Raw genomic sequence first — 21,631 nt, 5'->3', positions numbered from 1 at the left:
GCACGGATCGGCCAGCATGGCGCGGCAGAACCGAGAGCTGACTGGACACCTTAAAACAGCGATCTTTCAGGAAGCGTCTGCGCCACTACATCAAATCCGGTTTTATCGGCCCATACGTTCCTGTCACCAATCACAAAAATATTATTCTTTGCTCTGGTGAGTGCCACGTTCAGCAGGTTGGGTTTGCTGGCCGCCCATTCTGCGCCGCCCTGATGTGCAATGTCGCAGCCCAGCACGAGAATGACTATGTCATTTTCTTTACCCTGAAAAGTATGTACGGTTCCCACATTTTTTCCGCGCCACGTTTTCAGTTCGGTTCGCGACAATCCGGTTTCTCTGGACAGTTTGTCCACCACGTCCGGCCGCTGCAGGGCATCGAGAAGCCCTGTCCGCACTGCTTTAAATGGCGTAATAACATAGATATCGGCAAGCTTATAGCCAGCGGCAGAAAGCCGGAGGAGCAGGCCTTCAGTGTCGCGAGCCAGTTCTGATTTATATTGCTTACGAATGCACTCCCCTTCCGAAGAGTACCAGCAATTGCTTAGGTCATTTTTCAGCGGTTGGCTGATAATGGCCCGATCTTCAAGGCCATGGATCATGCGGTTATCGTAGGCTATCTGATTCGCGATGCTGAACATAGGTTCGATGCAGCGCCGATGTACCCATAAAGGAATACCAACCCACACTGGTTTGTTCATCACCGTCAATGTACAGCCATACGGATTAGCGCGATCGGCAATCTGCTGTACCGACCATTTAGCGGGAGTCCACTCTTCGGCATCATTAGCTAATACTGCCTCTGTCAGATACTTTGTCAGACGTGGTGGCGTGACAAACACCGGCTCAATCTGTAAAGGATCGCCCACCACCAGTACGCGTCGGGCACGCCATAATGCGCCGACTGCCGCCTGTGGTAGCGCCTGGCCAGCTTCATCTATCATCAGCCAACCCAGTTGCGCTTCCGATACGCCACTAAACATCCGACCCAGCGAAGCAAAGGTGGTTGAAACAACGGGTACTATCATAAACAGAAGCTGCCACATACCTGAAGTATTGGCTTTTGAACCGGGAGTGCTCAAAAAGGTGCCCATTTCAAAAAGGTTCTGGCGGAAAGGCTTGCTGCGTCTTGTGGCTTCTGCCAGCCAGGATTGATGCAGTTCCATCGCCGCAATAAATAGCAAAGAACGCTGGCGGTTGATGGTTTCGTTCTGCCAGAAAGCGTAGCGCTGTGTATCTGCATCCTGAATGCTGTGTTCCGGGCCAGGGATAATTACGCCTGGGAATTCCTGTTTAAGTCTTGCATGATGCAGAGCAGCGTCATGCAGTGCTGTTGTGGCGTCTGTCCATGCTTGCTTCGCGCCTTTTTCATTCTCAACAAATTGCGCCAAATGATTCTCTGCCGCGGTCAGTTGCTCGCGTACAGCCAGTCTCTTTTTGCGCTCGTTAATCAGCTCACGATTTTTCTCATCCAGCTGCTGAAGAAAGTCCTTGTAGTGGGTTCGACCGAATAAACGCTGCAGCCAGCCGGGTTTACGCTTCTGCAATGCCTGATATTCTTCATGCAGGATGCTGACTTTTTCTTCCATGAGATCAGCGTTTTGCTGAAGCTGTTTTTGCTTACTTTCGGCTTTTTGCCGATATGAAACCGCCTCGTGATGTTTTACTTGCAGGCCATTAATTATTTTGCCATCGCTGTATTTCGCCAGCCAGGTGGTCAATTCGTCCAGCTGCTGGAGTTTCTGTTGCGACTGTTCCACTTCTGCAAGCGCCGCGGTAAATTTTTCTTTAGCTTGTGAGAAGGAAAGTGGCGCGGCGGTTTTGCACCAGCGCCAGTAATTGAGAAAATTAAACTCATCCGGACGATGGGCTTCTTCGGTGCTTTCTTTATCAAAGTGCGTAGTAAAAAAGAACCGATTGACGAATTTAGTCCGGTTCTTTTTTTTGCCCATAATCGCTGCAATTAAACCCCAGCACTGCTCCTCTTCCGCCAGAGGAAGAAGCTGACCCTTTTTGTTTTCCCGCGCGCTTAACTGATTGGCGACAGCGCGCAAATAGTCCGCTTCGCTAAACTCTTTTGCCAGGGATTTACACTGGGGCAGTTCACGAGAGATATTTTCAACGGCTGCATTATTAGACGAAGCCACCACCATTTCGAAACCGGTCAGGCTTTTAATCAAAAAACCGTCTTTGTTAAAGGCATCGGCTGCTTGTTTTAAAGAAGCCAGGCCTTTGGCACGTTCCACTACATTATGTGCCACCAGGTCACGCAGCATGGTGGTTTTCCCTGTTCCCGGAGGACCGTTTACAGAGAGCAAGCCGCCTTCTTCTAACTCCTTAAGGACGGTATTGATGGAAAACTGCTGCATCAGCGACAGGCTGAAGCGGGGATCGGAAGGCCAGCGACCATGTGGTGTATGTTGCGGTGCCAGATGGCGAACGATTGTTTCCAGACCTTTAGAGGAATAAAGATCGCTGTGACGATTCTGGCGAATTGAAAGATATTGATGTAACGCCTTGCCGCCTTGATCCTGAGCTACGGCCAGCATAGCCCGTTCAATATCTTCCAGAAAAAAGCTGTTGAGGATAGGCAGGACTTCAGCGCTATTTTCCTGCTGTTCTTCTGCCTCGGCAATGACTGCCAGTTCACTGTGCTCAATTCGATTCTGTTCGATTTTTTCCTGTGTCAAACGAGGTACATTCTTCTCTTCTGAGCGAGACGCTTTCAGGGGATACCAGTCAAGCTGCAAAACAAAAGGCGAAGAGGGGGAATATTGCGCCCACTGACATAAAATCTGTAAAAGCTCTGTCAGAGCGGCGGCGTTCAGATAGGATTTACCGGACAGTGGATGAACCGGTAACAAAAGAGTAAGCCGGTTCAACTGTTCTGTTAACAACGTATTCCTGCTGCGGAAAGCCTCAAGAGAGAGTTTAGCCGCAGCCCCCTGCGAAAGCTGCCCAAGCGCCCATGGCAAGGTACTGACTGAAAGGCTTTTAAAATCAGGCGATCCTTCTTTATCAACAGTCAGTTTAGCGAAGCAGGTCAGACCTTCCGTATCCAGTCGCTGTTCCTGCTCGTAGCTGGCAAGTGGAGAGGGCTCTTTGCCAAACAGTTTTTCGCTTAATAGCTCGGCTTCATTTTTAGGGAACAAGCCCAGATGAAGAACATAACGCACATCCGCATTTTTTATTCCGGCCCTTTCGCGTTGTGCTTCATTCAGCCACGGCAATAAAGCGTCGCTGCAGCTTTCCAGCTCTGATACGGGGATCTGAATGCTGTTTTCTTCTTCCTCAACATTATAGGTTTGAAAAAATTCAATAAGATGCCAGCTGCTAAGAATGCGTAATGCTTGTTGCTTATCCACTTTGACTATCCCTGTTCCTGACGTTGTGTATAAATTCATTAGCAATATATGCGCTTAATGACAAATAAAATTTATATATCAGCAGTGTAAAGGATCCATTCATGAGGATCGAGAGAAACTGATGGCAGGATTTTCATTTTGATAGTGATCAGCTGTTCATCCTTATCCTGTTCTTCACTCCCGTACTAAAATGACCAATACACCTTGCCGCAGCTCTGACTGCACGATGTATTGTCAGTGGGTATTAAGAAAGAAGCGAAAACTAAATAAGATTCGACTTGGATTATCTATTAAAATCCTTCAGGAGTTTTCTTATTGAGTGACAGCCTGAATTTTTCAAATTGGCTTTTAGCACATTCACTATGGTGGCCGTCCGGTTATCACCCAGGAAAGCGGAGTATCCTCTTATCAGAAAGCGTGGTCGTTAGCCTGCGACAATACATTGATCTGCCGTATCGACGCTCATAGCGCACAAGAGGTTGTGGTCGGCGTGTTGCTGACACACATACGGCTACCTTTGATGAAATTATCCTGGCGGAAGACAGCGAAAACGAGAAGCCGGTGAAAATTAACGCTGTAGTTGAATAGCTAGCCAACCAGCGGGCGAAGCGCTGAAGAAGGCTAAACGCTGGGGGCATCAGAAACGCTAACTCTAGCGTTGATCGAGGCCGTCAAAGGCACCGGTACGGTTGAGTTAAAAGCGGTTTCGAACCCTTCCGGCTTTCTACAAAAGCCGCGACGCCATGACCGGCATGTGTCGTTATATCCATACGGGCTGCGTCTTGGATTTGGCCGCGCTGGTAACGGAGGTGAAGATTTTTCGGGTTAGATATTTGATTAATAAATCAGGATCTAGCTTATTTGCTTATTATCACTTTCAGTGACATCTAATTAGGTATTCACATAATGAACTTCATGTTTCTGTCCTAAAAATAATGAGTTAGAGCATGAGCGCTAGCGCGAATCCCTTATAGCGTGCCACACACATTTTAAAATAAAGTGCTGAGTAAGTAGCAACTGCACAAGGTGAATCCCCTGCAGGATCGGACTGTCTTGGTTATCAACTCAGGACAGGCTGAGGAGCGCACGCCTCCTTTTAACGAGACAGTGAGAATCGCGATAAGCGCGGCAATGACGGCCATTCTGGTCAGTGCCTGAAGCCATGGCCACAGACAAGTCTGGATAGCAATAATTCCATGTCCTTACGCAGTAAAAATCTATTCCTAAAATGTGGCTTTATGGCAGTGGCGAGTAATCGTACAATTTTAAAGAGGAACGGCACCAGGTGCACATGAAAACCAAAAAGACGTTTTTTTCAGCAGTTGCGCATTCGCCTGCGGATAAGGGTTGCGGAAACAGGGGGTAACGGTATAATCCACAGCGTTTTCCGCATCCTCTTCAGTGCCGAAGTGGCGAAATCGGTAGACGCAGTTGATTCAAAATCAACCATCGAAAGATGTGCCGGTTCGAGTCCGGCCTTCGGCACCAATAGCATGCAATCAAGTCACCTAATGGTGGCTTTTTTTGTTTCTGGGGTTTGGTAACTTCAAGATTTTCCAATAATTTCCTTTCAACAGAAGCCATCTGAGTCAACCCCAGCCAGGTCGCTTATGCGTACCTAACCCGGCATATAAGCTGGTTCGATAACGGTTGTATCCACACAGAACACTTGAAAGGATATTCAACATGGCTGAGCGTGATGGAAAGTTTCGTACGGCAAAGACTGGAGCACAAGTCCCGATAAACTGAGTGATGATAAAGCCATAATTTTGCTGGATCACTATAGCTGCTCCAAACTGGCTGCTACGTTATCGCTTTGGCTGTAAAGCGAAAATACTGGCGCGGGGAAAATCCCCTGAAGTGTTGCTGGTGAGTGCCAGGGCAACCCTTTAATTTGTTATATCACTCAAATCAAGGCAGCCACTATAAGGCAGGCATTTTAACCGTTACTGTTGAGATGTCAGATATGGGACGGCACCTTGCTGCCGGTGTAAAGAAAAGCCTGAATCGCAGATAAAATGACTGGGATAAAGGAAGAGTGTGCCAGGAAAATTTGTTGCTTGTGCTCCCGCACATGCGCTGTATGATTTTGCCCATCTCATTTAGTCCATCTCCCGTTTGCCGTTTCGACAGGCTGTCGACCGCGCATACGGCAGGTTACGTATTCAACGCTTTCGCGGAACCATTATGTCTGATAACAACTTCACGCAAACCGCCGCATTCCTTTGGTCTGTAGCCGATCTTCTGCGCGGTGATTTCAAGCAATCTCTCTATGGTCGCATCATTCTGCCTTTTACACTGTTGCGCAGGCTGGAATGTGTGCTTGAAGAGAGCAAAGGTGCCGTTCTGGCACAGGCTGAAAAACTAAAGGCAATGAAAGATTTGCCAGAGGAAGCACAGGAAAAATTCCTGTTACGCGCAACCAATGGCTTGTCGTTTTTCAATACCTCTCCCATGGACCTTGGGAAAATGGGACAAAACGACATTGCAGATAACCTGCTGAATTATGTCGAATGTTTTTCTACTGATGCGCGCCAGATATTTGAGCAGTTCAAGTTTAGCGAATATGTGGGTGAGCTAAAGCAAGCGAACCTGCTGTTTAAAGTGGTCAAGTTGTTTGCCGTCACCGATCTCAGCCCGAAAAAAATTTCTAACCATGATATGGGATTGGTGTTTGAGGAGCTGATTCGCCGCTTCGCGGAAAGCTCCAATGAAACAGCCGGTGAGCACTTTACCCCTCGTGACATCGTGCGCCTGACTACTTCTCTGGTGTTTATGGAAGATGACGATGCGTTAAGTAAGCCCGGTATCATTCGCACCATTTACGATCCCACTGCCGGCACCGGCGGCTTTTTATCTTCCGGGATGGAGTATGTGCACGACCTCAACCCGGCAGCGGTGATGCGTGCTTTTGGTCAGGAATTAAACCCGGAATCTCATGCCATCTGTAAAGCCGATATGCTGATCAAAGGGCAGGATGTTAGCCGTATCAAGCTGGGCAATACCTTGTCAAATGACCAGCTCCCTGCTGACAAGTTCGACTATATGTTGTCGAATCCACCCTTTGGCGTGGACTGGAAAAAGATCGAAGGCGAGATCAACGACGAGCACCAGCAGAAAGGTTTCAATGGTCGTTTTGGGCCAGGCCTGCCGCGTGTCTCCGATGGCTCTCTGCTGTTTCTGTTGCACCTGATTAGCAAAATGCGTGACGTGAACAATACGGATGGTGCAAAAATCCAGGGCGGGCGCATCGGTATTATCCTCAACGGCTCGCCGCTATTTACGGGCGGCGCGGGTAGTGGCGAGAGTGAAATTCGTCGTTATATTCTGGAGGCCGATTTACTGGAAGGCATTGTCGCGCTACCAACTGATATGTTCTACAACACCGGTATCGCAACCTATGTCTGGATCCTATCGAATAACAAATCAGCAGAGCGCAAAGGCAAAGTACAGCTAATTGATGGCACCAACCTGTGCGGTAAAATGCGTAAATCGCTGGGCTCTAAGCGCAACCTGATGGGTGAAGAGGATATCAGGCTGATTACACAAACATTCGGCGATTTTAAGGTGGTTGATGCGACATCGCTGGAAGAGCTTGGGCTGGAAAAAGCACCCGAGCAGAAATCCAACCGCGGCCGCCAGTCTGCTACGGCTAAAACCGAAACGACGAAAACCTTCGCCAGCAAAATTTTTAACACTACCGATTTCGGGTATCGCCGGCTGACTATTGAACGCCCTTTGCGTTTGTCTGCACAGGTGACCGATGAAGCCATTGCCACTCTGCGCTTTGCACCAAAGCCGTTTAACGCACCGATGGAGCGTTTATACGAGGCGTTTTCTGCCCAGTGGCAGGATGAGAATTATGGTGATTTTTCAGCAATCGAAGCTGAAGCGCGCGTTATTATCAAAGCAGAGTTTGCTGAACTGAAAGAGAAGCAGATTAAAGAGCTGCTGGACAGCAAACTGTGGCTGGCGCAACGCACGTTAATGGATAAAGCGCAGCAAATTCAGACTGCATTGGGTGCTGAGGCCGGTGGAAAAACGCAGGTCAGCAATGACTTTAACCAGTTTCAGCTCACCCTGAAAGGAGCAATTAAAACTGCAGGCGTGAAGCTGGATGCTAAAGAGAACAAACAGTTTATCGACGCTATCACCACTAAAAATCCAGATGCCGAGCCGGTAGTGAAGAAGGTGCTGAAAGAGGGTGTTCAACCGCTATACGGTGCCTTTGAGTACAAAGGTAAAGTGGTGGAGTTTGAGCAGGATGGCGATCTGCGTGATAACGAGAACGTACCGCTTAACCCATCTGTTGCCACCAGCGATTTGATTGAAAATTATTTCAAGGCGGAAGTGCTACCGCACGTGGCGGATGCGTGGATTAATGCTGATAAACGTGATGCGAAAGATGGAGAAGTAGGTATTGTCGGTTACGAAATTCCGTTTAATCGGCACTTCTATGTTTATCAGCCACCACGCCCGCTGGAAGAGATTGATGCCGATCTGGATGCGGTCAGCGCTGAGATTATGAAGCTGTTGCAGGAGGTGCATTCCTGATGCCTAAATTTAATCATTATGAATCATATCGCGCCAGTGAGTATTTCAAAACCGAGATGCCTTCTCACTGGGAAGAAAAGCAATTGGGATACTTAGCAAAACAGGATCGCAATGCATTTGTTGATGGCCCATTTGGTTCTGACTTGAAAACGACGGACTACCAAGATGGTGGCATTCCATTAATCCAATTGAATAATATTCGAGATGGTAAACATTTTCTAAAAAACACTAAATTTGTAACGGAAAAAAAAAGGATGGAACTATCAAGGCACATTGCTTATCCAAAAGATATTGTTTTTGCGAAAATGGCTGAGCCGGTGGCAAGGGCGGCAAAAGTTAATGAAGAATACCCTGAGTATGTCATTGTTGCTGATTGTGTGAAAATGACACCAAATAAGGAAATTATAAATGAAGATTACCTGGTTTGGGCTGCCAATTCAGATTGCGTTCGAATAAATGCTGAGTTGGTTTCTACTGGGACAACTAGAATTAGAATAAATCTTGGGGAGTTGAAAAAAATAAGAATTCCTTTCCCCCCGATGGTAGAACAGTTAAAGGTTGCTTTGTTTCTTGACCATGAAACCGCAAAGATCGATAACCTGATCGAGAAGCAACAGCAACTGATTGAACTGCTAAAAGAAAAACGTCAGGCAGTGATTAGCCATGCCGTCACTAAAGGGCTAAGGCCCGATGTTCCGATGAAGGATTCTGGTGTTGAGTGGTTGGGGGAAGTGCCGGAACATTGGAAACTTATAAAGTTTAGTCATTGTGTGAGTATCAGGAGTGGCCAAGTTGATCCAAGGAAATTACCTTATTGTGACTATTGGTTGATCGCTCCAAATCACATTGTTAGTGGTGAAGGGCGTATTATTAATTTAGAAACAGCTAAAGACCAAGGTGCCGATAGCGGAAAATACCTTTGCAGAACAGGTGAGGTTATTTATAGCAAGATCCGCCCAGCGTTAGTAAAAGCATGTTTATCACCAAGCGATACAGTTTTATGCAGTGCTGATATGTATCCTATGTCGTCCTATAATGGGCTTACTAACAATTTTTTGTTGCTCTATTTACTTTCTGATGCTTTTACTCGATTCGCTGTTAATCAAGCAGACCGAGTTGCTATGCCTAAAATCAATAGAGAGTCTCTATCTGACTGCATAATTCCAGTCCCCCCTATTGAAGAACAGGGAAAGATATATTCTTATGCAAGAGAAGCCTTAGAGAAATTGGATGTTTTGCTTCAGAAATCGCAGTTAACGATTGAGCTTCTCCAGGAACGCCGCTCCGCCCTTATCTCCGCCACTGTCACCGGAAAAATTGATGTCCGCGATTGGGTTGCGCCCGAGAAGCAGCAAATTGAGGAGCCACAGGAGACCACCGCATGAGCATGGATAGCACCAAGGAACTGATTTTTCAGGATGAAATGATTGCGCAGATGGTCGAGCGTGGCTGGATTGTCGGCAAAGCTGACGGCTACGATCGCGAACGCGCACTCTATTCACAAGACGCGCTGACTTTCGTACAGGCTACGCAGCCGCAGGAATGGGAGAAGTTTGCCAAAATTTATCCCACCGATACCGAGCGTCACTTCCTTGATGCACTGGTGGTGCAACTGAAAAAAGCGGATATCAACGCTACCGATATGCTGTCGCGCACTTACGGTACGCTCGGCGTATTGCGTCATGGCATCAAGAGCCACAGCGCGCGCTTTTCGTTGTGTCAGTTTAAGCCGGAACATAACCTCAATCCGGAGACGCTGGCACGCTACCAACAGAACATCTGCCGTATTGTGCCGGAGCTGGTTTACAGCCCGCACGCTTCCAAAGCGGCATTTGAAGAGCCAGGCATAAAAGCGAAGAAATGGCGTATCGATCTGGTGCTGTTTGTGAATGGCCTGCCCATTGCTACTATGGAGCTAAAGTCTGAGTTTAAGCAGGCAGTTCAGAACGCCATTACCCAATATAAGAAAACGCGTCTGCCAAAAGATCCCGGCACCAACAAGGCGGAACCGCTGTTGACATTCAAACGCGGTGCGCTGGTGCACTTTGCCGTCAGCCAGTATGAAGTGTTTATGGCGACTAAGCTCGACGGCGATAAAACCTTCTTCCTGCCCTTTAACAAAGGTACTAAAGAGGGAGGCGCAGGAAACGATATCCCGGAAAATGAAAATGACTACGCAACCAGCTATCTGTGGAATGAGGTTTTGCTCCCAGACAATCTGCTGAAAATTCTCGCTAGCTTTGTGCATCTGCAAATCGAAGAGAAAGAAGACTGGCAGGGACTAAAGTATAAAAAAGAGAGCCTGATCTTCCCGCGATATCATCAATGGGATGTGGTCAACAAACTGATCATGGCGGCGGTTGAAGAGGGTACAGGTAATAAATATCTGATTCAGCACAGTGCGGGTTCAGGTAAATCCAATTCTATAGCCTGGACCGCCCACCAGCTCTCCCGGCTTTACGATGAGCAAGGCGAGAAGCAGTTCCATTCGGTGATTGTCGTCACCGATCGAACCGTGCTGGACGATCAGCTACAGGATACCATCTATCAGTTTGAGCATCAGGATGGTGTAGTCGGGCGCATCAATAATAAAGAAGGCGATGGCTCAAAGTCGGAAAAGCTCGCCAGCGCATTAGAAAACTCTCAGCCGATTATCATCGTTACTATTCAGACCTTCCCGTTTGTGCTGAAAGCGATTGAAAACAGTGTCAGCCTCAAACTACGCAAATACGCAGTAATTGCAGACGAAGCGCACTCTTCTCAGAGCGGCTCCACGGCACGTCAACTGAAAGAAGTGCTGATGACCGAACAGGCGGATGACGATATCGTGATCTCGTCAGAAGATATTCTCGATGCAACCGTTGCCGCGCGCAAGGGCAGCAGCAACCTTAACTATTATGCATTCACCGCAACGCCGAAGGCTAAAACGCTGGAGTTGTTTGGTCGTCGTCCTAATCCGCTTGAGCCTGCCTCCAGATCCAATAAGCCAGAAGCGTTTCATGTCTACTCCATGCGTCAGGCTATCGAAGAAGGCTTCATTCTTGATGTTCTCAAGAATTATACCAACTACAAGGTGGCCTATAAGCTGCTGCAAAAGCTGGACGATCCGGACCGCGAAGTAGACAGTAAAAAAGCCAAAGTAAAGCTTACCCAGTGGGTTGCTCTGCATGAGCACAACGTTTCGCAGAAGGTGAAAGTTATTGTTGAGCATTACCGTAAGCACGTGATGCATCTGCTGGGTGGACAGGCGAAAGCGATGGTGGTCACCAGCTCACGTAAAGCGGCGGTGCGCTACAAGCTGGCATTTGATAAATACATTGCTGAAAACAACTACCAGAAAATTAACGCAATGGTGGCCTTCTCGGGTGAGGTTGAGTTTGCTGAAAGCGATCACAACGCGCTCGCGCTGTTGAACCAGAAATTCACTGAAATCAATATGAATCCTGGTCTGAAAGGGCGGGATATGCGTAAAGCCTTTGATAGCGACGACTATCAGGTGATGCTGGTGGCAAATAAATTCCAGACCGGTTTTGACCAGCCCAAGCTCTGTGCAATGTACGTTGATAAAGCGTTAGGCGGGGTTGAGTGCGTGCAGACCCTTTCCCGGCTTAACCGCACTTATCCCGGCAAAGCAGAGTCAGGAACATTTGTGCTCGATTTCTGGAACGAGCCAGATGACATCCTCAGTGCTTTCCAGCCCTATTATCAGACAGCAGAACTCACGGATGTCAGCGATCCACATCTGGTGTTTGAGCTGTCCGATAAACTGCGCACCAGTGGTATTTTCCAGTGGAATGAGGTAGAGCAATTCTGCGATGCGTTTTTCACCAAAAACAAATCAAGCGCGGCGATCAGCAATATTTGTAAGCCTGCAGTACAACGCTGGCAACAACGTTATATCTCTGCCGTTGATGCCTATGTGCAGGCTAAAAAGATATTTGAGCTGACCAAAAAAAGCACCAACGAAGTAGTGCTTCTGACTAATGCAGAAAATACCTTCAAAGCCTGCAAGCAGGAAAAAGACAAGCTTGATATCTTCAAAAAGGATCTCGGCAGCTTTGTGCGATTCTATGAGTTTATGTCGCAGATTGTTGACTATGACGACAAGAACTTAGAGAAGTTGAGCCTGTTTGCCCGACACTTGCGTCCTATGCTTCATGAACAGCGTATTGAAGAAGATGAGGTTGATCTCAGTAATGTAGAGATGAGCCATTATCGTTTGTCAAAGCTCCATGAACAGCATCTGAAGCTGCAAGAGGATGCGGAAGACTACAAACTTAAACCCGGCAATGACATAGGCACAGCAAAGCCTAAGAACCCGAAAGAGGAGTTCCTTTCAAACATCCTGGCGCGTCTGAACGACCTGTTTATCACCGACAATCTTAGTGACAAAGATATGATCAACTATGCCTTTGCCGTGCGAGATAAGTTATCAGAAAACCAGGCGGTAATGACGCAGATTGCCAATAATACACGCGAGCAGGCGATGCTGGGGGATTTCCCGAAAGCGATTGATGACGCGGTGATGGACAGCAATGATGCGCATCAGGAGATGATGATGCAGTACTTGTCGAATCCGGAGCTGGCCAGAGGCTTTGCCCGCGTCGTGTTTGATATGTTGAAAGGGGCATGAGTTTTTGAGTCGGCGAAAAATGGGGCGTTTGGTTGATAATGGGAAAGTGCTTCCCTGTTATTTTTCGTCTCATTTTCCGTAAGGAATAAGTTATAACTATCTTTCGTTATTCAGATTGTTAACAAGGAAATTTAAGGATGAAGGCTAAAGAAGCCAGGTTGCTCAACTTTCTGCAGACTGCACCGCAGTTAGTTATCCCAATCTATCAGCGTATTTACTCATGGAGCCTGAAAGAGTGTGAACAGCTTTGGGATGATATTCTCCGCTGCGGAAGAGATGAGAATAATCAAGGGCATTTTATCGGTTCCGTAGTATATATAGAAAATGGTCTTTATTCGGTGACATCTCAGTCACCATTGTTGATCATTGATGGTCAACAGCGCGTCACTACAGTCTCTTTGTTAATCGCAGCTTTAGCCGAAGCTGTAGGCGATCAAGAATTTATCGAAGGATTCAATCAAGCTCAGTTACGTGGTTTCTATTTAACTAATCCCTTATTGTCAGGCGAGAAGCGTTATAAACTCATTCTGTCTAAAACAGACAATGAGACATTACGCGCTATTATTGATGGGAAACCTCAGCCAGAGAATGTTTCTTTACGCGTCTCAGAAAATTTTGAGTACTTCAGAGAAGAATTAAAAAATAAAGAACTACTGGAAGTTGTCTGTAAAGGGCTGAGTAAACTAATTGTGGTCGATATTTCTCTTCAGCGCGATCACGATAATCCACAGCTTATCTTTGAAAGCATGAACTCCACGGGTAAAAAATTAAGTCAGGCCGATCTTATTCGAAACTATATTCTCATGGGGCTGGAAAATGAGCACCAGACGATGTTGTATAATGATCACTGGCGTAAGATGGAGCTTCTGTTTGGTCAGGAGGCTTACTCTGAGCAATTCGATGCTTTTATGCGGCACTACCTGACGGTAAAAACGGGAGATATCCCCAGGATTGATGGCATTTATGATGCATTTAAACAGTACTTCTGTCGCAACAGACAACCTGTTGAATCTGTAGTCGCAGAGATTCATAAATATGCCACCTACTATTGCGCCATTGCATTAGGTATTGAGAAAAATAAACAGCTTAAAGATATATTCCATAACATTCGTGAACTAAGGATGGATGTTGCCTATCCCCTTATGCTGGAGCTCTACGATGACTATCAGCTGAATATTCTAAAATTAAATGATTTCGCGGAAGCGCTGCGTCTGATCGAAAGTTATGTGTTTCGTCGAGCAGTATGTGCTATACCTACTAACTCTATGAATAAAACTTTTGCTGGGTTAAGTAAAAGCTTTTATAAAGAAAATTATCTGGAAAGCCTCAAGGCTGCATTTATGTTGTTGCCATCTTATCGTCGCTTCCCGACCGATGAGGAATTTAAAAGGGATATTCAAATACGCGATCTTTATAACTTCAGAAGTCGGACTTACTGGCTTAGGAGACTTGAAAATCATAACCATAAAGAACCCATTCCGGTAGATGAATATACAATTGAACACATCATGCCGCAGTGTGATAACCAGATAGAGAAAGTGCCTGCTGTGTGGAAGGACGAGCTGGGAGATGAATGGCAGCGCGTTTGGGAAACATGGCGTCATTCACTTGGAAACCTGACATTAACGGGCTATAACTCCGAGTACAGCAATCGCTCATTCACAGATAAGCGCGACATGGATGGTGGTTTCAAATACAGTCATTTGCGCCTGAATGATGGGCTTGCTAATCTTGATGAATGGAATGAAGAAGCCATTACAGCGAGAGCGAAAAAGATGGCAGAGCAGGCAAGCCGTGTCTGGCCAAGTGCCAATCTTCCCGCTGATACGCTAAAAAATTACCAACATAAGAGTGAAAGTAATATTTCTTATGGCTTAAAAGACCATCCCCATCTGGTAAAAAAGCATGTTCTGGAATTGTTTGAAGCGTTCCGTAAAGCAACATTGGCACTTGACGCATGCGTCACAGAAGTTTTCCTGAAGCTATATATTGCCTATAAGGCTGAAGTAAATTTTGTGGATGTTGTACCGCAGGCAAAGCGACTGCATCTTTCACTGAATATTCCGTTTGCTGAAATCAATGATCCGCGTGGATTATGCCGGGATGTCTCTAACTTAGGCCGATGGGGAAATGGTGATGTTGAAATCGGATTCGAGAAACTGGAAGATTTGCCTTATGTCATGTCTTTAGTAACGCAGGCATTCGAGCGACAAATGGATAACTAGTTTTTAATAAATGCACGAGATGGGAAATTTCGTGCATTTATTTTTCTAAAGCGAGTATAGAAAAGGTTAATCAGTAAGATTATTTCCTTCAGTTTGTTACCAGATCACAGCTGCCATTCTATTAATGATGCTTATGACTCGCCCTTATCCTTTCCACGCTAAATTATCTGACGCCGTCTGAATTTTCTGCAGGCTGGAGAAAGGGCATTTTGAGAGTGAAGTAACCGATATTACTAACTGAAGGCTGTGTCTAATGCTGGGGGCGGGTCACATGCCATCTGTATTCAGGAACTTTCGCACACAAAAGAAGAACGATGATGAAGTGGGTTCTTTACATTAATTAATAAAAACCACCGAAATTAAACTCATTTTTGTGTTTTTTGTACACTACAGTGTGTTTTAATGGCATCCATTACTTCTGAACAGTAGGGATGCCATCTTGCAAAACAAAATCAAAGAACTTCGTATCCAACTATCAATCACTCAGCGTGAGTTAGCCGATAGGGTTGGTACCAGCCAGCAGCAGATTCAACGCATCGAAACAGGGAAAGTTGCGGCTAAGTTAGGACTGGCACAAGCGATTAGCGCTGTCTTAAAAAAGCCGTTGAACGCTGTTTTTCCTGATAGTGACAACCTGCTACAAAAATTGCGTAATCAAGGTAGTCGTAGTAGCGACGAACTGAAAGATATTGCCGCTAGCGGTATTGAAATGGATGGCCGCTTTTGGACGGTAAAGCTCTGGTTACGGGGGCAGCAAGATTATTTGTTGCTACCCATTTCTCCAGCTGATAAGCGTCGTTTTTACTCGTACTTTGAAGAAAGCACCGTAGTAGGGCATGAACATTTTTTTGTTTTTGACTCTGAGCAGCATCGTTATGCGTTAAATACCCGAGAAGTCATTTTCCACCAATTCTTGTTTGATGGTTTTCCACCTATTCCAGATGAAGAGGATAGCGATACCAACGAGAGAAACTATGGTAATGTACATATTACAATGGTTAACGGCGGCCCAGTCATTGAGCTATGCTGTGAGTCTGAGGTATCAGAGAACGATAAATTTGACGATATTGGTCAGCTGAACGCATTGTTGGATATTCTGGAGTTAGAGCCGGAATCAACAGAACGATACCAGATAACCGACGAAGACGGAGAGGATGCTTTCATCCGTATTGGCTCCGTTGCGATGGTCCGAATCGCACTTGATGTGCTGGATTCGGTTGAGGAAGATAATGTCTGACAGAGGTCGGCATCTCAACCTTGGCATGTTTGCTTGGGTACGATGCCGAAAGTCAATAAATTTACGTGTTGGTATCTATGTTGGTACACCAGAATAGTATTTTTTACTGATCATATAAAATCGTGAGGTTATGTATCATATGCGAGGCCGGCCTTCTCACTTTTTTCCTATAAATAGGTTAATTTGAAAAGCCTATCTAATTTACGGGTAAGAAATATCAATCCTTCATTAATTACTGAAACCACTGTGATTTGTAAATGACTTTCACAACGTCCTGACGCAGTGCAAGTAGTTACCTGGCTCAACCTTGTACAGCTTTTTCCTTTGAAGCGGGAAGATGTGCCCCTGTCCCTGAAATCTATACCACAAATTTTTAACCGTTTCACACTTAGCGCGATATCCCGTTACAGCCTGCCGTGATAACACGCCAGGGATAAACGAGCAAATGTTGGAAAGTCTAACCAGAGCGGGAAAAGATCTGGCTCTGCCGTGGTGCTCACCGAGCTATAAAATGAACGGTACTCTATAAGAGCGGTTAACTGTTAAAACCCTTGATGCTCCGCCTACGGCGCTTTCGTTGATATATCCATCACGGTGCTTTATGGCTTCTATTGTCTGAAACCAGGATGAAGGAGAAAGGCTGGATCTCTCCAGCCATTGGCGATCATCTCACTTTCTTGAATATGAGCAGGATCAGAGGGACGCAGACAGCGAAACCAATAATAGAGGCTGAAGCCGAATCAGAGTGATTTTGCGATAGCTCCTTAACAAACCAGAGGTATTGAGAAGGTGTAAATTCTCCACCCTGGCTCATTGTCTCTGAAAAGTTAAGAGCGAAGACCAGATCGAAATAAAGCACGATAACGTAATACGCTACGCAGATCAGCGCGATACTCACCCACCTGATCCAGAACTTCTTATTCATCATCGTAAGTGCTTCCCAATGAGCCGCCTATTGTACCGCCTGAGTATGGAGATATTGATCCAGCAACAGCTGCGGAATCGGCAGCAGCTTGTTGAATTTTTGCACTGTCACCCATTGGTTGAGGGCTTTTGTTCTCGCTGTTTGGATACTGCTGTTTGAATGTGTTAGTCATTTCGACAACGAGCATTGAAGAGAAGTCTGCACTCTTTGCTACAAGATAATTTTGCAGTGATAGCGGAATAGTGAAATCTTCTTTTATCTCGATTGGTAGCTGTGTAGTCATAGATGTGTAACTGTTTTCGAATACCTTTGAGCCAGCATACTTGATCCCTTCGACTGAGTGGGTGGTACAGTTGCTACCAGTTACATCATACTTATCAATCGTGCGCCCCCTTCGCTTTGTAGCGTCTTGCATGTTTAGCGTTTGAATGGGTGTTACACCGCCATTCCACAGGTTTTCGAAGAATTTACGGGTTATTTTAGGCTCAGCATCATCAATGTGGAAAACGCGAGCACCCATTTCATAAAGTTCATATCGGTAATAATTACGCGCATCTTCATCCTGGAAAAAGTCTAAAATTCCATCGCCGGTAAAAGTACTTTTAGCAGTGCGTCCATAGCGACCATAGGTGTAGAGGTAGATGCGGTTATTTTCATGCACCGAAACGAAAGCGTGACCTGCACTTGTCGTTTCAGTCCAGATGTAAACGCCGTTCAGTAGCTGGTTTTCTTCTGGCCTACAGGTTTCAGCAAATCTATTTTGCCTCTTCGCGACTTGTGCGTGCTGTACTGGTTCTGATACTGCTTTAATTGCCACAAGTGCAGATGTTGTTTTTGCTGGTGGCTGGTAAGGGCCGTGCCGCATAAAAGTATGGGCAGGGATGAAAAAAGCCTTACACGGACAGGTTGAGCGGCTGTAGAGCGTACTGGCGGCTAACTTCCCGTGAATGTCTTCGCCAGGGTATCCACCATCGACACTGTAGATGCCTGGGTGTTTGCCACAGGATACCTGACAGCCTACTGTTGCCTGTCTGTTTTTATTTGGGCCAATCAGCTTCCCTTTCGGGTGTCCAGTCAGTACCGATCCCCCGCATGTTGTTTTATCGCCCTTTACTATCCAAAAGCCTGTAGCCATTTTCTGGACTCCTTATTTATCCGAGTGCTGCTGGAGCAAGAAAATTGGCTGGTGTTGCAGGGCTATTGTCTGACTGACAAAGGAGGGGGTACTAATAATCACATCACCGTTATCAAGCTGGCTTCCTGCGAGGGCAACTGATGGAGTAAGTTTATTGGAGTACTGTTTCATAAGTCCCTTTACTTGTTATAAAAATAATCACACTGTTCATTTTACAAACAATAACCACATGCGCAATAAGTATCAGATTTAAGAGAAACTGCGTTGCGTAACAATCAGCAATAGCGGTTAATCTTTTCCAAATCTCCAGATGTGCTTGCACTGCTGCGACGGTTTAATCTCCACGGTCTCCATTCTGGAGGCGTTTTCGTATATGCCTATCTCCGCGTTGTCTGTCTCATGTTTGTGACTTAATACCAGAGTGATCTGTGTGGCATTCGTCGGGGATATTGTTTGCGTGTTCTTTGAGGGGAAGGGCGACGAGGTAAAACTGTTGAGGTAACGCTACGCCCACAAGCGTGGATGCGTTTGATACAGCATAGCAAAGAGCGAATGGCCGTAGCACAAGGTATCGTCACCCCGTTTTAATCGTGATAGATAGCGCTTTCCCGCTGAAACCGACAAAAAAGCCTGCATAAAGCAGGCTCGAAGTCAGAGTATACGGCACCTATCAAATACCCAACATCACGCCATCTTCAGCCGCTGCAGCCGTTTCTCGCGGCGGATTTTGCGCTCTTCCATTACCGCTACCATCGCCATCAGAGTGATACAGGCGATAGCGGCAGCATCCAGCGCGGCAAAGGTGCCGGCCCAGCCGGTCAGGCCGAATATCGGCGTGCCGTCGGCGATCATGCCCAGGCCCAGTTTGGCGAAGCTGTCACCAATCAGATAGGCGAAGGTGCCTTTGATGCCATCCGCTGCGCCGATGGCTTTTTTCGGCACAAAGCCGACCGCGGCGACGCCGATTAATAGCTGCGGACCAAACACCAGAAAGCCGAGCGCGAACAGCGAGGCCAGATAGATATACTGGTTGCTGGCATGCTGATAGATCCCCAGCGTGGCGATAATCAGCGCCAGCGCCACACAGGCCACCAGCCCGCGACGACCGTTGGCCAGATCGGATAACCAGCCCCACAGCAGCGTGCCGACCAGCGCGCCGACCTCAAACAGGGTAAAGCCCTGAATCGCCACCTCTTTAGAGAGCTTCAGCTCCTGAAACGCATAGACGGTTGACCACTGATCGATGCCGATGCGCACCACATAGAGGAAGATGTTGGCGAAGCAGAGCAGCCAGATCACTTTGTTTTTCAGCACGTACTCAACAAAGATCTGCCATTTAGTCATCGACTCATCTTCGGCTTCCTGATCCTCTTCGCTCAGCACTTCGTCAAACAGCTCTTCGGCTTTGCCCAGCCCATAGGACTCCGGTGAATCACTGCCGAAACGCAGACCGATAAAGCCAACAATCAGCGCGATGATCGACGGGAAGATAAACATCCCTATCACATGGCCGTCGAACAGATAATTGGCACCAAACAGCGCCACGCCAGCCGCACCGGCACCGCCGAGGTTGTGCGAGATGTTCCACATTCCCAGATAGGTGCCACGCTTGCGGCGCGGGGTCCATTTGGTGATGGTGGAGTAGCTGCAGGAGCCGCCGGTACTCTGGAAGAATCCGCTTAAAGCATAAAACGCAATCATCAGAAACAGGCTGACCGATCCGGTACCCATGCTGGCGCTGAAGCCGAGCATACAGATGGCCGACAGGATCAGCATAAACGGCAGGAACTGCTTGGTGTTTTTACCATCGGCGTAATAGGAGACCAGCGTTTTACCCACGCCGTAGGTGATCGAGAAGCCGAGGCCGATCATCCCCAGCTGCGTCATGCTCAGCCCGTAGGTGGTGATCATGTCGTTCTGCGCAATGTTGAAGTTTTTGCGGATCAGATACATGGTCAGGTAGCCGATAAACACCACCAGATAGGACTGCATAAAGGGTCTGAACCACAGCTTGCGCCGCTCGTCGAGCGGCAGGTCCAGGGTCGGTTTGCGCACCTGATTAAGAAAGGCCAGCATGGATGGGGGTTCTCCTGGTTGGAAAAGCTGCAACGGGCAGCGAATGGCTGGCATTGTAAAAATCAGCCGCCCGCCTGGCCTGAGACAGCCGCCAGGCGAAACCAGGAAAATGTCTTAGTTTTGCCCGATATGCGGCAAAAAAGAGAGGCGCATCACGCTTCGTCGACCGGACGCGGTGCCTGCGCATTGAGAAATGGCAGCAGCAGCAGCGCGGAGATCCCGGCCGCAATCGCAATCACCGCAAAGAAGCCGCTCCAGTGCCAGCTGTCGATCACCCATGCCAGCGGCCAGCCGGAGAGCGACGCGCCAAGATAGGCGAACAGTCCGACAAAGCCGGTCGCCGCACCCGCCGCATCCTTGTGAGAACACTCGGCCGCCGCCATGCCAATCAGCATCTGCGGACCCGAGACAAAGAAGCCGGTGGTGAAAAAGCACGCCGTCTGCATCACGTAGCTGGTGAACGGCATCAGCCACAGCGATCCCACCGACAGCAGGATCCCGGCGGCGAAAATCAGGTTCATCGGGCCGCGGTTGCCGTTAAACAGCTTGTCCGATCCCCAGCCGGCCACCAGCGCGCCGATAAATCCGCCCAGCTCAAACATCGTCACCGCCGAATTGGCGGTCACCAGATCGACGCCCAGCGTCTCTGAAATATAGAGGTTGCCCCAGTCGTTGATCGCCGCGCGCACCACGTAAACCAGCACGTAACACAGCGCCAGCAGCCAGATGTAAGGGTTCAGCAGCACGTAGTGGGTGAGGATCGCTTTGCGGCTCAGGCCCGCGCCTTCCTGCTGCTGCGCCATCTCCATCTCATCCTGCCGCCAGTCGCCGACCTCCGGCAGGCCAACGGTCTGAGGCCGATCGCGCAGTCGCCAGCAGAGAAACAGACCAGCCAGAATCGCTAATCCGCCCGCCACCATCATCCCGCTGCGCCAGCCGTAGTGCAGCGCCACCGCCCCGATCATCATCGGAATCAGGGCGCCGCCGACGTTGTGCGCGGTGTTCCACAACGCCCACCAGCCGCCGCGCTCGTTACGCGAATACCAGGCGGTCAGCAGGCGGGCGCAGACCGGCGCACCCCAGCCCTGGAAAAAGGCGTTAACCGCCCACAGCAGGGCAAAGGCCCACAGCGAGGTGGAGAAGCCGAACAGGATGTTTACCACCCCGGTGGCAATCAGCCCCAGCCCCATAAAGTAGCGGGCGTTGGAGCGGTCGCTGACGATGCCGGAGAAAAATTTCGACAGGCCGTAGGTGATGTAAAACAGCGTTGCCAGCAGGCCGATATCGGTGCGGGTCATCACGCCGCTGGCGAGGATCTCCGGAGCCGCGGCGTTGAAACTTTTGCGGGTAAAATAGAACAGCGCGTAGCCCAGCCAGATGGTCATCATGATGTGTCGTCGCCAGTAGCGATAGCGGCGATCGATCTCCGCTTTATCCTGCAGCGGCACGGCGTTGGCCGGGGTTTTCAGAAAGCTAAACACATT

At 47.9% G+C, this 21,631-nt stretch carries 10 protein-coding genes and 1 tRNA gene; 6 read left to right on the top strand and 5 right to left on the bottom strand.

The window, feature by feature from the left end; all coding sequences use genetic code 11:
* Positions 1-50: 50 nt before the first annotated feature.
* The gene (locus WFK59_RS12305; RefSeq protein ID WP_336755901.1) at positions 51-3,362 is read right to left on the bottom strand and encodes a DEAD/DEAH box helicase; all 3,312 of its coding nucleotides are present in this window, start codon (positions 3,360-3,362) and stop codon (positions 51-53) included.
* 1,403 nt (positions 3,363-4,765) lie between these two features.
* Between WFK59_RS12305 and WFK59_RS12300 the strand changes: the two genes are divergently transcribed.
* The 6 genes from WFK59_RS12300 to WFK59_RS12275 all read left to right on the top strand — a co-directional run bounded on the left by WFK59_RS12300 (position 4,766) and on the right by WFK59_RS12275 (position 16,011).
* A tRNA-Leu gene (locus WFK59_RS12300) sits at positions 4,766-4,850 on the top strand.
* Between the two features lie 699 nt (positions 4,851-5,549).
* A complete protein-coding gene (locus WFK59_RS12295; protein ID WP_336755900.1) occupies positions 5,550-7,916 on the top strand; it encodes a type I restriction-modification system subunit M in 2,367 nt (788 codons plus the stop codon).
* Positions 7,916-9,301 carry a restriction endonuclease subunit S gene (locus tag WFK59_RS12290; RefSeq protein WP_336755899.1) on the top strand — a complete coding sequence of 462 codons (1,386 nt, stop codon included), beginning with the start codon at positions 7,916-7,918 and terminating at the stop codon, positions 9,299-9,301. Before WFK59_RS12295 ends, WFK59_RS12290 begins: the two co-directional genes overlap by 1 nt.
* Positions 9,298-12,549, top strand: a complete 3,252-nt coding sequence (locus tag WFK59_RS12285) for a type I restriction endonuclease subunit R (RefSeq protein ID WP_336755898.1) — start codon at positions 9,298-9,300, stop codon at positions 12,547-12,549. Before WFK59_RS12290 ends, WFK59_RS12285 begins: the two co-directional genes overlap by 4 nt.
* 137 nt (positions 12,550-12,686) lie before the next feature.
* Positions 12,687-14,774 carry a GmrSD restriction endonuclease domain-containing protein gene (locus WFK59_RS12280; RefSeq protein ID WP_336755897.1) on the top strand — a complete coding sequence of 696 codons (2,088 nt, stop codon included), beginning with the start codon at positions 12,687-12,689 and terminating at the stop codon, positions 14,772-14,774.
* 439 nt (positions 14,775-15,213) lie between these two features.
* Entirely contained in the window at positions 15,214-16,011 is a 798-nt protein-coding gene (locus WFK59_RS12275) for a helix-turn-helix transcriptional regulator (RefSeq protein ID WP_336755896.1), read from the top strand.
* A gap of 664 nt (positions 16,012-16,675) precedes the next feature.
* On the opposite strand, the gene WFK59_RS12270 is transcribed toward WFK59_RS12275, so the two are convergent.
* The 4 genes from WFK59_RS12270 to WFK59_RS12255 all read right to left on the bottom strand — a co-directional run bounded on the left by WFK59_RS12270 (position 16,676) and on the right by WFK59_RS12255 (position 21,628).
* Positions 16,676-16,939: a hypothetical protein gene (locus WFK59_RS12270; RefSeq protein WP_336755895.1), complete on the bottom strand. Its 264-nt coding sequence runs from the start codon at positions 16,937-16,939 to the stop codon at positions 16,676-16,678.
* The gene (locus WFK59_RS12265) at positions 16,929-18,071 is read right to left on the bottom strand and encodes a PAAR domain-containing protein (protein ID WP_336755894.1); all 1,143 of its coding nucleotides are present in this window, start codon (positions 18,069-18,071) and stop codon (positions 16,929-16,931) included. The genes WFK59_RS12270 and WFK59_RS12265 overlap by 11 nt, the downstream gene beginning before the upstream one ends.
* A gap of 684 nt (positions 18,072-18,755) precedes the next feature.
* Complete coding sequence (gene uhpT / locus WFK59_RS12260) at positions 18,756-20,147, bottom strand: hexose-6-phosphate:phosphate antiporter (protein ID WP_233985398.1); 1,392 nt, start codon at positions 20,145-20,147, stop codon at positions 18,756-18,758.
* 152 nt (positions 20,148-20,299) lie between these two features.
* Entirely contained in the window at positions 20,300-21,628 is a 1,329-nt protein-coding gene (locus tag WFK59_RS12255; RefSeq protein ID WP_336755893.1) for an MFS transporter, read from the bottom strand.
* Positions 21,629-21,631 lie beyond the last annotated feature (3 nt).

It is taken from the genome of Pantoea sp. USHLN298, assembly GCF_037149395.1.
Classification (GTDB): Bacteria; Pseudomonadota; Gammaproteobacteria; order Enterobacterales; family Enterobacteriaceae; genus Pantoea; species Pantoea astica.
The sequence above is the reverse complement of the archived record's forward strand: the minus strand, read 5'-3'. Positions and strand labels throughout refer to the sequence as shown.